This window comes from Intrasporangium sp. (assembly GCF_051961875.1).
Taxonomy (GTDB): domain Bacteria; phylum Actinomycetota; class Actinomycetes; order Actinomycetales; family Dermatophilaceae; genus Intrasporangium_A.
In genome coordinates this window covers 1-13,810 of record NZ_JBQCCV010000243.1, presented here as the reverse complement: position 1 = coordinate 13,810, position 13,810 = coordinate 1, and the positions used below count along the sequence as shown (strand labels likewise).

Genomic DNA, 13,810 nt, shown 5'->3' with positions numbered 1-13,810 from the left:
CCTCGACGTGGAAGGAGGCCGTCGGCCGCGGCGGGAGACCGACCTCCGCGCTGCGGTGCAGGCCGCGGCCGTCGAGGTCGACGACACCCACCGGACAGCCCGCGAGCCTGGCAGTGGCGTTGAGCAGGGTCTGGATCCCCTGGCCGGCCGCGACGAGCCCGATGAGCTCCTGCCAGGCCGGCTCGCTCCCCCGCGGCGCCCCGACCTTCCGCCGCACCAGCAGCTCGTGGAACTCCTCGACCATCCGATGGAACGGCACCACCTCGCGGAGCACGACGAGGCCGAGGCCACGCTCACGAGCAATCCGGACCATGACCGGTGGGATCTCGAGGAACGACCGCCCCACCTCGAACGCCACCGCTGCGCAGCCCGAGTCGGCGATCCGGTCGACGTACCTGGCGATCTGGTCCTCGCTCCTGCCCTCGAGGCCGAGTCCTGTCGTGAGCAGGAGCTCGCCGCCCGCGAGCAGCCCGCCCATCTCGTACACCTCCGAGGAGTGCACCCACCGGACGACGACGTCGCCGGCCCGGCCCACCAGCACCTCGTGGTCGGCCGCGACGAACGCCGGCAGGGCGAGCACCTCGTCAAGGGTCGGCAGCATTCGACCACCCTTGCCGCGACCGGACGAAACGTCCATGGGAAGTGCTGCTGAGCAAGACAGGGCGTCTCTTGTGGGGGTGTGACGAAGCCAGTGGAGTTGATCACACCCAGTTCCCTCAACGAGGAGGTACCCGTGACCGTGTCCCATCCGCTGCCCGCCCCACCGCCGGACTGCAGTCCTGAAGAGCTCGACGCCTTCTTCCTCGGCCTGGCCATCGAGCAGGCCCAGATCGGCTGGGACGAGGGCGGGGTCCCGATCGGGGCGGCCCTCGTGCACAAGGGCCGGGCGATCGCAGTCGGTCGCAACCGGCGCGTCCAGCTCGGTTCCCCCATCCGGCACGGTGAGACGGACTGCATCGACAACGCCGGCCGGCTGCCGGCGAGTGTGTACCGCGAGAGCACGCTCTACACGACGCTGTCGCCGTGCTACATGTGCGCGGGCACCTCGGTGCTCTACGAGATCCCGAGGATCGTCGTCGGCGAGAACGAGTCCTTCCAGGCCTCGGAGGCATGGCTGCGTTCGATGGGCACGCAGGTCGACGTCGTCGGAGACGCGACCTGCCGGTCCCTGATGCAGCGGATGATCGCCGAGCGGCCCCAGATCTGGTTCGAGGACATCGGGGAGGAGGGATGACCTCCCGCCTCGACGTCGCCCCGTCCTCGGGAGAGCCGCCCATCGATCCGGACTACCCCGTCACCCCGGTTCCGGCTCATGCACGCAAGAGCTTCTTCTCGGTGTCGGTCGTCCTGCTCGGCTTCACGATCTTCACCCCGACGATGCTTGCCGGAGCCTCGCTCGGCCCAGCGTTCCGCTTCACCGACCTCCTCCTGGTCATCCTCGCCGGCTCGGCGATCCTCGGGGCGTATGTGGCGCTCATGGGGTGGGTCGGAGCGCGAACCGGCCTGACGACCGTGGTCATGGCCCGGCACACCTTCGGCACCCGGGGGGCCAAGCTCGCCTCCATCCTGCTCGGCGGGACGCAGATCGGGTGGTACGGCGTCGTGGTCGGCACCATCGGCGACCTCACGGCACAGGCGTTCGGCTGGCAGTCCTGGTCCGCCAGCGCGGCCATCATGGTCGTCACGAGCGTCTTGATGTGCGTGACGGCCTGCTACGGCTACCGGGGCATGTACTGGGTCTCGCTCGTGTCGACCCCACTGATCCTGATCCTCGCGGTCTGGGTCATGGTCCGCTCGTTCGAGCAGGTCGGCGGCCTCTCCGGCATGTCAGCCATCGAGCCGAGCGCCTCGATGGGGGTCGCCGTCGCGATCACCACCGTCGTCGGCACGTTCGTGTCCGCCGGGACCCAGTCGCCGAACTGGACCCGCTTCGCGCGGAACGGCCGCCAGGCGGTCTGGGCCTGCCTGATCGGGTTCCTGATCGGCAACGGCCTCATGATCTTCTTCGGCGCCGTCGGGGCCATCACCTTCGGTGAAGGCGACTTCGTCCTCGTCCTCTACCAGCTGGGTCTGGTCGGCTGGGGCCTGTTCCTGCTGTTCGGCAACCTCTGGAAGTCCAACGCCGACACGGCCTACGCGTTCGGGGTGGCCGGAGCCGAGCTGTTCGACAAGCCACGCAAGACACCCTTCATCCTCTGGGGGTCGTTGATCGGCACGGTTCTCGCCCTGACCGGGGTACAGAACCACCTGATCGACTACCTCGTCCTGCTCGGCGTCTTCATCCCCCCGCTCGGCGGCGTCATCATCGGTGACTTCCTGGTCCGCTGGCGCCACGGCATCGACCCGGATCGGCGCCCGCCCGCGGTGGAGCCGGGGACGGTGGCCGTGTACGCGATCGCGAGCCTGGCGGCCTGGCTGTCCAGCCGAGCCGAGGTCGGCATCCCGCCGCTCATCGGTATCGCCGTCGCGGTCGTGCTGACGATGCTGCTGCCGCGCTTGCCCCAGCGCCGCCGCTGACCCACATGGGTCCGTGCCGGGGCCGGCCACCGTTTGCAGGTGGGCGGCCCCGGCCATGCACGTCACGGGCAGCCGACGAGGGTCGTCGTGTGCTGGTCGCCGCTCGCCCGCGCCTCGGACGCCCGGGCTCGGCCGAGGTTCCAGGAGAGCACGTCACCGGTCGGCTCGGAATTCGGCACCGAGCACGCGGCCAGCCCGGGTGGCAGTCCCGACAAGATCGTGGGGGTGGCGTCCGGGCCGAGCGTCGACAGGTAGGCCGTATCGAGCTTCCCCGTGCTGCGGTACCGGTCGATGTTGTGCTGCGCGACCCACGCCTCCGGGTTCATCCAGCCCAGCACGAGGACCCCCACCGCTGCTGACACGAGCGCCGCGCGCGGCAGCCAGCGGGCCTGGAGCCGCACGAATGTGAGCAGCACGAGGACGACGAGGACACCCAGCCAGATCTCGAAGGCGTCCACGACGAGGCGCAGCACCGTGAACCCGTAGGCCTGCTGGTAGACCGTCATGCGGAACAGGGCCGAGGCGACCACGACGAGGGCCAGCACGCAAAGCGCACCGAGCACGAGACGGAGCAGGAGCCGCTCCCTGGCCGTGCGGCGCGGCGCCTTGCGCACGGTGATCGCGACGGTGACGAGCGTGAGCAGCGTGGCCACGGTAAGCTGCCCGAAGCCCTGGTGGACGTAGTCGGCGTAGGTGAGTCCGGTCGTGCGCCGCACGTAGTCGTGCCCGCCCCACATGACGGAGGCCTGCGCGACGACGAAGACGAGGAAGGTCAGCACGACGACACCGACGGGCACGAGCCATTCCCACGACCGGGTCACCCGCCGCGCCTCGGGGAGCTGGACGGCGTCGAGTGGTGGCGGGTTGATGGCCAGGTAGCAGGCGGCGAGCACGATGCCGCCGACGACGACGAGGACGAAGACGCGCAGGACCACACTGGCCCATCCGAGGTCCGGCACGAGCTGCGTGGCCCACGTGCCGACGACCGGGTCGGCAGTCGCGAAGAGCCCGCCGAAGACCACGAGCGCGACCACGGAGATGGCCAGCGTGCGGGCCACGGGCCAGAGCAGCCGGTGGGAGCTCAGGGCCGCGAGCGTCCGTCGCAGCAAGGGCAGGCCGCGCAGTCCGGCCAGCACCCAGGCAACCGGTCCAGCGATGACGGCGATGATGCGCCGGGCGTCGGTGAGCGCCGTGGTGACGAGGAACCCGACCACGAACAGCGCGAGCACGACGAGCCACTCGGCGGCACGGACCACCACGAGCGAGGCGAGGACGAGGCAGAGAACCGCGGAGGCGACGGTCCAGGGGCGCGAGCGCCGCGGCGACACGGACAGGACGAGAGCGCCGCTGAGGAGCAGGACGAGGAGGACCGCCAGGCCGATCGGGCGGTAGGGCAGCACCACCGCGCCCACCAAGCCGATCCCGAGCGAGCCGAAGAGCGCCAAGCGCGTCGGGCCCAGCCCACGCTCTGGCCAGAGCGGACCGAAGAGGCCCTCGACGAACGACGGTGAGGACGCTCCTGTCGCGTCTGGTTCTGTGTCGGGGACGGCCACGGGAGGACCGCCGGACGGGACGGCCGCCGGAATTGCCCGCTCAGGGGCGATGGCAGGCGCCACCCCGGCCGCAGGGGCAGGGCTGCCGGCGGGGACGGGCGGCTCGAGCGGCAGGTCCGCCCGGACCCGCGTGCCGCTCGCGCCGGGCTCTGTCGGGACCAGGTCGATGGAGCCGCCATGCAGCTCACAGACCCAGCGAGCGATGGCGAGGCCGAGCCCCGTGCCTCCCCCAGCGCGGTCCAACGTCCCGAAGGGCGCGAACACGTCGGACGATCGCTCGAGGGGGATGCCGGGACCGTCGTCCGCCACCTCCAGGAACCAGTGCCCGGGCCGTGCCTGACCTGCCCGGACCCGGACGACGCCGCCCTCCGGGCTGTGCCTGGCCGCGTTGTCGACAAGGTTCATGACCACCTGGACCAGCCGAGCGCGGTCGGCGCGGGCAACGAGGTCGGCGGGCTCGACGGTCGTCTCGACGCGCACCTGCTGGCTGCGTGAGGACGGCTCACCCACGGCGTGCTCGAGCAGCTCCGCCACGGCGACCAGGCCCAGGTCCAGGGGCACCACCCCGCCCTCGATGCGGCTGAGGTCGAGCAGGTCGGTGACCAGGTCACTCAGACGCTCGGACTGGGCCAGCGCCCGCCGGAGGGCGACCTCGGGCTCCCGGACTACACCGTCGGCGAGGTTCTCGAGGAGGGCGCGCTGGGCCGCGAGCGGCGTCCGGACCTCGTGGGAGACCATGGCCACGAGCTCACGGCGCTGACGGTCGGCGCTGGCGATGTCGTCGGCCATGGCGTTGAAGGCCCGGGCGAGGCGGCCGACCTCGTCGTCCGACGTCGCCGTCACGCGCTGCCTGTAGTCACCGCCGGCCATGCGTGTCGCGGCCCGAGTCATCTCGCGCAGGGGCGCCGTCATCCCTCGAGCGAGCCACTGCGTCACGCCGAGCGCGGCGACGATGGTGACGGGCACCGTGAGCCACGGCGGCACGCCCGCCCGGTCGCCGACCTGGCTGACGAGGGCCGCCACGACGATGCTGGCACCGACGAGCAGGCCGAGCTTCGCCTTGATGGAGCCGAGGCCCTCGAGAGGACGGTCGAGGTCGATGGGATGCTCCGACACGGACGTCGCCATCGCTCACACCTCCAGGGCGTAGCCGACGCCGTGGACGGTTCGCACCCGTTCCGGCCCGATCTCCGAGCGCAGCGCCTTGACGTGGCTGTCGAGGGTCCGGGTCCGGCCCGGCTCGGCCCAGCCCCACACCTCCCGGAGCAGGTCGTCGCGCCCCCGGACCGTCCCGGGCCGGTCGGCAAGGGCGAGGAGCAGGTCGAACTCGAGTGGGGTCAGGTGGACCTCGACCCCTTCACTCTCGACGCGGCGGGTCGAGGCGTCGATGACGAGGGTGCCGAGTGTCCGCAGCGGCTGCCTGGTGCCGGCCAGCTCGCGGGCCCGGACCACCCGACGCAGCAGGGCACGGATCCGGGCGACCACCTCGCGCATCGAGAACGGCTTCGTCACGTAGTCGTCGGCGCCCACGCCGAGGCCGACGAGCACGTCCGTCTCGTCCACGCGGGCGGTCAGCATGAGCACCGGCACGGCACGCTCGGCCTGGATCCGGCGACAGACCTCGAGGCCGTCGAAGCCGGGCAGCATGAGGTCGAGGACGACGAGGTCGGGCTCGCACTCCGAGAACATCGCCACCGCGCTTGGCCCGTCGGCTGCCTCAGACACCGAGAACCCTTCTGCGAGAAGGCGTTCGGTCAACGCTTCGCGGATCGTGCGGTCGTCCTCGACGACCAGCAGTCGCGCACCCTCACTCCGCTCCTCAGCCATGACTCGAGCCTAGGAGGCGGTGGGTGCGAGAACGTGGCGTGACCTCTGGAGATCCTGTGAAGATCCCCGCCCCACCAAAAGGTATGCCGCCCACCCAGCTGGGTGAGCGGCATACCTCCGTACTGTGGAGCTCAGCGCCTCACTGGCCGACGCGGTAGCGGGCGAAGCCGGTGACCTTGGCCCCGGCCTCATCCGCGACCTTGCCGACGGTCTTCTTCGGGTCCTTCGCGAAGGCCTGCTCGAGCAGGACGTTCTCCTTGAAGTAGCCGTTGACGCGGCCCTCGACGATCTTCGGCAGGGCGGCCTCGGGCTTGCCCTCCTCCTTGGCGGTGGCCTCGGCAAGACGACGCTCGTTCTCGACGGTCTCGGCCGGGACGTCCTCGCGCGAGAGGACGGTCGGCGAGAAGGCGGCGACGTGCATCGCGACGTCGCGGCCGACCTGGTCGTCGCCACCCTCGACGGCGACGAGGACACCGATCTGCGCTGGCAGGTCGGGGCTCGTCTTGTGGAGGTAGGACACGACGTTGTCGCCCTCGAGGCGAGCCACGCGCTTGATCTCGATCTTCTCGCCGATCGTCGCGTTGGCGTCGTCGAGCAGGTCCTGGACGGTCTTGCCGTCCTCGGTCTTGCTCGCGAGCAGCTCCTCGGCGTTCGTCGCCTTGCTGGCGACGGCCTGGGCGAGGACCTGGTCGGCGAGGTCGATGAACTTCTCGCCCTTGGCGACGAAGTCGGTCTCGCACAGGATCTCGACGAGGGTGCCGACGCCGTCCGCGGCCGAGGCCGCGACGAGGCCGTTGGAGGTCGTGCGACCCTCACGCTTCGTCACGCCCTTGAGGCCCTTGACGCGGAGGATCTCGGCGGCCTTGGTCTGGTCGCCCTCGGCCTCGTCGAGAGCCTTCTTGACGTCGAGCATGCCCGCGCCGGTCTTCTCGCGCAGCGCCTTGATGTCAGCGGCGGTGTAGTTCGCCATGTGTTCGTGCTCCTCTTCGGGACGGATGCGGTCGGGTCAGGCCTGCTCGGCCGGAGCCTCGGCGGCGGGCGCCTCAGCGGCCGGGGCCTCAGCAGCCGGAACCTCGGCGGCCGGGGCCTCAGCAGCCGGAACCTCGGCGGCGGGCGCCTCAGCAGCCGGAGCCTGGTCGGCGTAGAGCTCGCGCTCCCACTCGGCCAGCGGCTCTTCCGTCGTCGCCTCGGCGCCCGAGCGGCCCCCGGAGGAACGCTGCATGAGGCCGTCGGCGACGGCGTCCGCGACCACGCGGGTCAGCAGGGTGACGGAGCGGATCGCGTCGTCGTTGCCCGGGATCTTGTAGTCGACCTCGTCGGGGTCGCAGTTCGTGTCGAGGATGGCGATCACGGGCAGGCCGAGCTTGCGGGCCTCGTCGACGGCGAGGTGCTCCTTCTTCGTGTCGACGATCCAGACGGCGGACGGGACCTTGCTCATCGAGCGGATGCCGCCGAGGGTCTTCTCGAGCTTGTCCTTCTCGCGCTTGAGGATGAGCAGCTCCTTCTTCGTCCGGCCGGAGCCCGCGACGTCGTCGAAGTTGATCTCCTCGAGCTCCTTGAGGCGCGAGAGGCGCTTGGAGATCGTCTGGAAGTTGGTGAGCATGCCACCGAGCCAGCGGTGGTTGACGTAGGGCATCCCGACCCGGGTCGCCTGCTCGGCGATCGGCTCCTGCGCCTGCTTCTTCGTGCCGACGAAGAGGATCGTGCCGCCGTGGGCCACGGTCTCCTTGACGAAGTCGTAGGCGCTGTTGATGTAGGTCAGCGACTGCTGCAGGTCGATGATGTAGATGCCATTGCGCTCCGTCATGATGAAGCGCTTCATCTTGGGGTTCCAACGACGGGTCTGGTGCCCGAAGTGGACGCCGCTCTCGAGGAGCTGGCGCATGGTGACGACGGCCATGCCGTGTTCTCCTTGTGGTGGTGGTTTCAGTTCTGCGTGAGGGACCCCGCGCGGACCCGACCCGACACGCGGACCGAGCTCGGCGGCATACGCCTCACTCCTGGCGCCTGTACGCACCCCACCCGGCGAGGCCGGGACTGCCGTGGTGCGCCCCGGTCGCTCCGAGGAGCGGCCGGCAGAAGACGCGCGAATTTTGATCCGGCCACCCGAGGGCGCACCGGACCGCCCACCATCGTACGACGAGGTGGCCATGCACGGGAAATCAGCGAGGTGGACAACAATGGACGCCGCCCCCCTACACAACATCAGAGGACGAGGACGAGTTGACCAGCTGGACCGCGGCGATCCCGGTGTTCGTCGTCTTCGTCGCCCTCGCGTTCGTGCCCGGCTGGCTCGTCGTGCGTGCCTTCGGCTCCCGCGGCGTCGAGGCCGTGGCGATCTCACCGGCCGTGACCGTCGGCGTGCTCGCGGGGTTCAGCACGGTGGCGAGCCGGCTCGGGATCCGGTGGACGTGGCCGGTCGTCCTCGCGTGCATCGCCCTGTCGGTGCTCGTCGCATGGCTCGTCGGTGGGTGGCTCGCGCGGTCGCGCGGTGGCCGCGACCCTGAGCTCCACCTGAGGCGTCGACTGCTGGGGCGGCCCCGTCCCGACGTCGTCGTCGCGTGCCTCATCGGCGTGGCGATCGCCCTTGCCACGATGTTGCCCGCCGTCGGCCGTCCGGACAGCCTCGTCGACTCCCCGGACGCCGTCTACCACCTCAACCGGATCCGCACCTATCTGGAGACCGGCGACTTCTCGCTCTTCAACCCGACGTTCTACCCCAACGGTTTCCACACGTGGGTGGGGACCGGGCTCATGATGCTCGGGACGCCGGTGCTGCCCGGCACGAACGTGGCGACGCTCGTGCTGGCCGCCGTCGTCTGGCCGGTCGGGTGCGTCGCCCTGGTGCGGCACGCGCTCGGCAAGTCCTTGCTCGTCACGTATGCCGCGGGGTTCGCCTCCGCCGCCTTCCTGGCCTTCCCGACGACGCTGCTCGGCTGGGGGGTGCTCTGGCCGAACATGATGGGCACGGCGATGACCCCCGCCGCCCTCGCGCTCATGCTGCAGGCAGCGCGAAGCCGACACATCGGGAAGGTGCTGACCTTCGCGGTGTCGCTACCGGGCCTCGCGCTGGTCCACCCGAACGTCCTCGTCTCGCTCGTCGTCTTCGCGCTCGTCTGGTTCGCGACGGCGCGCCTGCGGGCCGGCGTCCTGCACCACCAGCCGTGGAGCACCGTCGCGCGTGACCTCGCCGCGGTGGCGGTGGTCGTGGCGGTCGCGATCGTCGGCGCGCCCTTCGTGTCGTCGCGCCTCGCCGCCACCCAGGCGTACACATGGACCGGCCAGGTCTCGATCTGGTCAGCGCTCGGCGAGGTCGTCGGCGGTCGACTCATGATCTTCCCGGTGCTGTGGGGGCTCCTCGCGCTCCTTGCCCTCGGCATCGGCTGGGTGCTTTGGCGCGCGCGCCAGGCGATCCCGATCGTCGCGATGTGGCTCGCCTGCGTCGGCCTCTACGTGATGGCCGCGTCATCGACCGCCTCATGGACCTCGCTCATCACCGGTTACTGGTACAGCGACAAGGTCCGGCTCGCATCGCTCGCCGCCGTGCCGGGGGTGGTGCTGGTCGCCGGGTCCGCCCCGATGGTGCGGTTGCTCCTGCAGCAAGGACTGCACCGGCTCGGCTCCGTGCGACGAGAGCCCCTGCTCGCCGCCGCTCTGGCCGTCGCGCTGATCCCGGCGCTCACCGTCGTCCTCCATGGGTCGACGCGTTACCGGCTGCTGCACAACTTCTTCTGGCCGACCCAGCCGGAGCGGGTGATCCTGAGCGAGGAGGAGACCGCATCGCTCGCCCGGATCGCACAGCAGATCCCTCCGGGCCAGGCCGTGGTGGGCCGCCCCGAGAACGGCTCGCCGCTCATGTGGGCGCTGTTCGGCACCGACACGCTCTACCGGTCGATCCCGATCCCGGCCTCCGGTGACGGGCTCCTCATCGGCACTGGCTTCGGCGACATGGCGCACCGTCCCGACGTGTGCGCGGCATTGGCGCGCAACAACGTCCGCTGGGCGATCGGGTCGTCGCACACGTACTGGCTCGACCGGCCGGAGCTCACGTCCGGGCTGATGCATCTCGACCAGGTCGACGGCGTCGAGAAGGTCGAGACGGTCGGCCAGTACACGCTGTACCGGATCACCGGTTGCGGCCCGGCCTGAGTACCGGCCCGTGGCCGCCCCGTGGGCACCGTTCCCCGGTCGACGGGGCACTCCACTCCCCTGCCCTCACTCGAGGGGCAGCAGCACGATCGGTCGTCGCGTCAGGAAGCTGAGCGGGTCGACATAGGTCTCGCCCCGCAGGACGCCCCAGTGGAGGCAGGTCGAGGGCGCACAGTGCCCTGGGGTGTCGTCGACCACGGCGACGACCCCTCCCCCAGGGACCGCCGTGCCCACCTCGGCCTGGGCCCGTACCGGTTCGAACGTGCTCCGCAGGCCGCCCTCGTGGGCGATCACCACGACACCTCGTCCGGCGATGGTGCCGGCGAAGCTGACCCTGCCGTCGGCAGGTGACAGCACCGGCTGGTTCACGGTGGCGGCCAGGTCGACTCCACGGTGGCCGCGACCCCACCGTTGATCGGGCGGGTCGAACGCCGCCACGACGCTCGGGGCGGGATCCAGCGGCCAGGACCAGGCGCTCCTCGCGGGAGTGGCTCCGGTGGCAGTAGGCGCGTTCGGATGTGCCGGCGGTGCCGCCGCCTCCATCGATCCGGCGGCCGCCGCGGCGGCCAGGCCCAGCGCGGCAACCGCCGTGGTGAACGATGCGAGCGACACCCTTGCAGGCTAGGAGCCGTCCCCTCGTTGCCGGAACGGGCAGCGCAGCACCTGTGGAGGCCGGACGACGCTTTCGAGCGGATGTGGAGAGGGCCGACTGCCTACTGCCTGCCCAGAGAGTGGAGCCTGCGGCTCGCCTCGATGAGCACTTCGTCGCGTTTGCAGAAGGCGAAGCGGAGCAAGGTGCGGGCCGCGTCCTGGTCGTCATGGAAGACGCTCACCGGGATACCGACGACTCCCGACCGGTGTGGCAGGTCCCGGGCGAAGGCGACCGCGTCGGTGGCACCGAGCGGGCTGACGTCCGCGATGACGAAGTAGGTCCCGGCCGGACGGCTGATCGTGAGGCCGGCCTCCTCGAGCGCCGCGCAGAGCAGGTCTCGCTTGCCCTGGAGGGATTCGCGCAGCCGCACGTAGGTGTCATCACCGAGACCCAGCGCGAGCGCGACCGCGGGCTGGAACGGACCGGATCCGACGAAGGTGAGGAACTGCTTGACGGTGCGGGCGGCGGTGACTGCTTCGGCAGGTCCGGACAGCCAGCCGACCTTCCATCCCGTCGCCGAGAAGGTCTTGCCCGCGGACGAGATCGTGATGGTGCGCTCGAACATGTCGGGCAGGGTCGCCATCGGGATGTGCTCCAGTCCGTCGAAGACGAGGTGCTCGTAGACCTCGTCGGTGACGACCCATGCATCGTGCTCCTGGGCGAGCGAGGCGATCAGCTCCAGCTCCGCCCGGGTGAACACCTTCCCCGTCGGGTTGTGCGGGGTGTTGAGCAGCACCAGCCGCGTCTTCGCGGAGAAGGCGGCCCGCAGCGACGCCTCGTCCACGGCGAAGTCGGGGAAGCGCAGGACCGACGTGCGGCGGGTCGCTCCCGCGAGAGCGATGCTCGCCGCGTAGGAGTCGTAGTAGGGCTCGAACGTCACGACCTCGTCCCCTGGCTCGCACAGCGCGAGGATCACGGAGGCGATGGCTTCCGTCGCCCCGACCGTCACGAGGACCTGCGTGCGCGGGTCGACCCGCAGCCCGTAGAACCGCTCCTGGTGCGCCGAGATGGACGCGAGCAGCTCCGGTACACCGGCCGCCGGAGGGTACTGGTTGCGCCCGCTGTCGATGGCCGCCTTCGCCGCGGCGAGCATCTCGACCGGGCCGTCGGTGTCCGGGAAGCCCTGCCCGAGGTTGATGCTGTCGGTCTGAAGGGCGAGGGCCGACATCTCGGCGAAGATCGTCTCGCCGAAGGGACACATGCGGGAGACCAGCGGCAGATCCATGTCGTCGACCCTACCCAGCCCGTTCGCAGGCCCGGGGCACGCGGGGCGCCTCCTCGACCTTGGGGGACGGTCGGTCGGTTGGCGCCGGCCGCCCCACGGCGGTCACGCGCGCGGGTGCGCCTGCTGGTAGCTCTTCCGCAGCCGGTCCACCGACACGTGGGTGTAGATCTGGGTCGTCGCGAGGCTGGCGTGGCCGAGCAGCTCCTGGACCATCCGAAGGTCGGCACCGCCCTCGAGCAGGTGGGTGGCTGCACTGTGCCGCAGGCCGTGCGGACCGAGGTCGGGCGCATCGGGCAGGTGGGACAGCAGCTCGTGGACCAGTGCGCGCACCTGCCGCGCGTCGACGCGTCCGCCCCGGCGGCCGAGGAAGAGGGCCGGCCCGGAGCGGGGCCCGACCAGCCGGCCCCGCACACGCAGCCACTCCTCCATCGCACGGGCGGCCGGTAGGCCGAAGGGCACGACCCGCTCCTTGGCGCCCTTGCCCATGACCCGCACGGTGCGCTGCCGCTGGTCGACGTCATCGACGTCGAGAGCGACAAGCTCGCCGACCCGGATCCCGCTCGCATAGAGCAGCTCGAGGATGGCCCGGTCGCGGCGGTGGATCGGGTCATCATCGTCGGCACGGACCGCGGCGAGGTCGAGCAGCTCGCCGGCCTCGGCCTGCTTGAGGACCCCGGGCAGCGCGGTCGTGCGTTTCGGGGCGACGAGCCGCAGGGAGGGATCCGCCGGCATGCGGCCGGTGTGCTCGGCCCACCTGAAGAAGGTGCGGGCCGCGGCGGCGCGGCGCGCGAGGGTTGCTCTGGCGGCCCCGGTGTCGGCCTGTGCCCCGAGCCAGGACCGGAGGTCGGCCAGGCGGATCTCGGGCAGCTCCTCGATCCCCTGGCTGCCGAGGTGGGTGAGCAGGTGCCGCACGTCACCGACGTAGGCCCGGGCCGTGTGCGGGGACCGGCCACGCTCCGCCTGCAGGTGCCGAGCGAACGCGTCGACGACGTCGCGAGACCGCGCCAGCAGGGCGTGCTCGGCTGCCTCTCCGTCCTCGCTCATCACCGCACCTTCGCAAACCGCCGCAATGACCACAAGCACCGGTCAACGAGTGGCGGCGATGCCGCCCTCCTCGCGCCTCCGGCGAGGGGCCTTGCGCCACCGTCCGTCCTTCTTGACGCCCAGCCCGCGCTCCTCCAGTCGGGTCAGGGCCGCGAGGACCACCATCGGCGTCAGGGCCGTCGCGCTCAGCAGGGCATCGAGCTCGATCCCGCCGCTGCGGGGCAGCGCCTGGTGGACCCGGGCCTCCTCGGGATCCAGGTCGTCCTCCGGCCGGCTGTCCTCGCGCGGCTCGGCCAGCGCTGCCTCGCCGATTCGGCCCACCAGCTCGATCACCTCGGCGGCGCTCGTGACGAGAGTCGCGTCCCGGTTGCGGATGGCGTTGTGGCACCCCGCCGACGTCATGGACGTGACCGGGCCGGGGACCGCGGCGACAGGACGGTTGAGCTGCGACGCCCGGTTCATGGTCTGGAGCGACCCGGAACGCAGGCCGGCCTCGACCACGACGGTCCCGGACGTCATCGCCGCGATGAGCCGGTTGCGTGAGAGGAAGCGGGTGCCCATCGGTGCGCTGCCGGGGGCCACCTCGGAGACGATGCAGCCCGTCTCGGCGATCCGCCGGAGGAGCACCTCGTGGGCAGCCGGGTAGACCCGGTCGACGCCGCTCGCCACGACGGCGACGGTGAGGCCGTCGACCGCGAGTGCTCCACGATGGGCCGCGCCGTCGATCCCGTAGGCAGCGCCCGAGACCACGGTCCAGCCTGCCACGCAGAGGCCGGCCGCGATCTCGGAGGCCTGCCCGCTGCCGTACGACGTCGCCGCTCGTGCCCCGACGACCGCCACGGA

The 13,810-nt window shown here is 71.1% G+C and carries 12 protein-coding genes; 3 read left to right on the top strand and 9 right to left on the bottom strand.

The window, feature by feature from the left end:
- Positions 1-601: PucR family transcriptional regulator ligand-binding domain-containing protein (locus ACTHJJ_RS14465; protein ID WP_440303641.1), on the bottom strand; the 601-nt coding region annotated here is incomplete at its 3' end.
- 132 nt (positions 602-733) lie between these two features.
- Here ACTHJJ_RS14465 and ACTHJJ_RS14460 point away from each other — a divergent pair.
- Positions 734-1,234 carry a nucleoside deaminase gene (locus tag ACTHJJ_RS14460; RefSeq protein ID WP_440303640.1) on the top strand — a complete coding sequence of 167 codons (501 nt, stop codon included), beginning with the start codon at positions 734-736 and terminating at the stop codon, positions 1,232-1,234.
- Positions 1,231-2,517 (top strand): cytosine permease, encoded by a 1,287-nt coding sequence (gene codB, locus ACTHJJ_RS14455; protein WP_440303639.1) that lies wholly within the window; start codon positions 1,231-1,233, stop codon positions 2,515-2,517. Before ACTHJJ_RS14460 ends, codB begins: the two co-directional genes overlap by 4 nt.
- A 62-nt stretch (positions 2,518-2,579) precedes the next feature.
- Here codB and ACTHJJ_RS14450 read toward each other — a convergent pair whose 3' ends face one another.
- The 4 genes from ACTHJJ_RS14450 to rpsB all read right to left on the bottom strand — a co-directional run bounded on the left by ACTHJJ_RS14450 (position 2,580) and on the right by rpsB (position 7,797).
- Positions 2,580-5,198 carry a DUF4153 domain-containing protein gene (locus ACTHJJ_RS14450; RefSeq protein WP_440303638.1) on the bottom strand — a complete coding sequence of 873 codons (2,619 nt, stop codon included), beginning with the start codon at positions 5,196-5,198 and terminating at the stop codon, positions 2,580-2,582.
- Between the two features lie 3 nt (positions 5,199-5,201).
- Entirely contained in the window at positions 5,202-5,897 is a 696-nt protein-coding gene (locus tag ACTHJJ_RS14445; protein WP_440303637.1) for a response regulator, read from the bottom strand.
- 139 nt (positions 5,898-6,036) lie between these two features.
- Entirely contained in the window at positions 6,037-6,867 is an 831-nt protein-coding gene (tsf, locus tag ACTHJJ_RS14440; protein WP_440303636.1) for a translation elongation factor Ts, read from the bottom strand.
- Positions 6,868-6,903: 36 nt separating this feature from the next.
- Positions 6,904-7,797 (bottom strand): 30S ribosomal protein S2, encoded by an 894-nt coding sequence (gene rpsB, locus ACTHJJ_RS14435; protein WP_440303635.1) that lies wholly within the window; start codon positions 7,795-7,797, stop codon positions 6,904-6,906.
- Positions 7,798-8,120: 323 nt separating this feature from the next.
- Here rpsB and ACTHJJ_RS14430 point away from each other — a divergent pair, with 323 nt between their 5' ends.
- On the top strand, positions 8,121-10,046 hold the full coding sequence (locus ACTHJJ_RS14430) for a DUF6541 family protein (RefSeq protein WP_440303634.1): 1,926 nt from the start codon (positions 8,121-8,123) through the stop codon (positions 10,044-10,046).
- A 66-nt stretch (positions 10,047-10,112) separates the two neighbouring features.
- On the opposite strand, the gene ACTHJJ_RS14425 is transcribed toward ACTHJJ_RS14430, so the two are convergent.
- The 4 genes from ACTHJJ_RS14425 to ACTHJJ_RS14410 all read right to left on the bottom strand — a co-directional run.
- Positions 10,113-10,658 (bottom strand): M23 family metallopeptidase, encoded by a 546-nt coding sequence (locus ACTHJJ_RS14425; RefSeq protein WP_440303633.1) that lies wholly within the window; start codon positions 10,656-10,658, stop codon positions 10,113-10,115.
- A 101-nt stretch (positions 10,659-10,759) separates the two neighbouring features.
- Positions 10,760-11,923, bottom strand: a complete 1,164-nt coding sequence (locus ACTHJJ_RS14420) for a pyridoxal phosphate-dependent aminotransferase (protein ID WP_440303632.1) — start codon at positions 11,921-11,923, stop codon at positions 10,760-10,762.
- Between the two features lie 102 nt (positions 11,924-12,025).
- Positions 12,026-12,967, bottom strand: a complete 942-nt coding sequence (locus ACTHJJ_RS14415) for a tyrosine recombinase XerC (RefSeq protein WP_440303631.1) — start codon at positions 12,965-12,967, stop codon at positions 12,026-12,028.
- A 42-nt stretch (positions 12,968-13,009) separates the two neighbouring features.
- The coding region (locus tag ACTHJJ_RS14410; RefSeq protein WP_440303630.1) for a DNA-processing protein DprA at positions 13,010-13,810 on the bottom strand (801 nt) is incomplete at its 5' end.

What these genes read in the sequence shown, in the direction of transcription:
- codB (WP_440303639.1), top strand. Translation starts at nt 1,231, where the DNA reads ATGACCTCCCGCCTCGACGTCGCCCCGTCCTCGGGAGAGCCGCCCATC.
- ACTHJJ_RS14450 (WP_440303638.1), bottom strand. Translation starts at nt 5,198, where the DNA reads ATGGCGACGTCCGTGTCGGAGCATCCCATCGACCTCGACCGTCCTCTC.
- ACTHJJ_RS14445 (WP_440303637.1), bottom strand. Translation starts at nt 5,897, where the DNA reads ATGGCTGAGGAGCGGAGTGAGGGTGCGCGACTGCTGGTCGTCGAGGAC.
- tsf (WP_440303636.1), bottom strand. Translation starts at nt 6,867, where the DNA reads ATGGCGAACTACACCGCCGCTGACATCAAGGCGCTGCGCGAGAAGACC.
- rpsB (WP_440303635.1), bottom strand. Translation starts at nt 7,797, where the DNA reads ATGGCCGTCGTCACCATGCGCCAGCTCCTCGAGAGCGGCGTCCACTTC.
- ACTHJJ_RS14420 (WP_440303632.1), bottom strand. Translation starts at nt 11,923, where the DNA reads ATGGATCTGCCGCTGGTCTCCCGCATGTGTCCCTTCGGCGAGACGATC.
- ACTHJJ_RS14415 (WP_440303631.1), bottom strand. Translation starts at nt 12,967, where the DNA reads ATGAGCGAGGACGGAGAGGCAGCCGAGCACGCCCTGCTGGCGCGGTCT.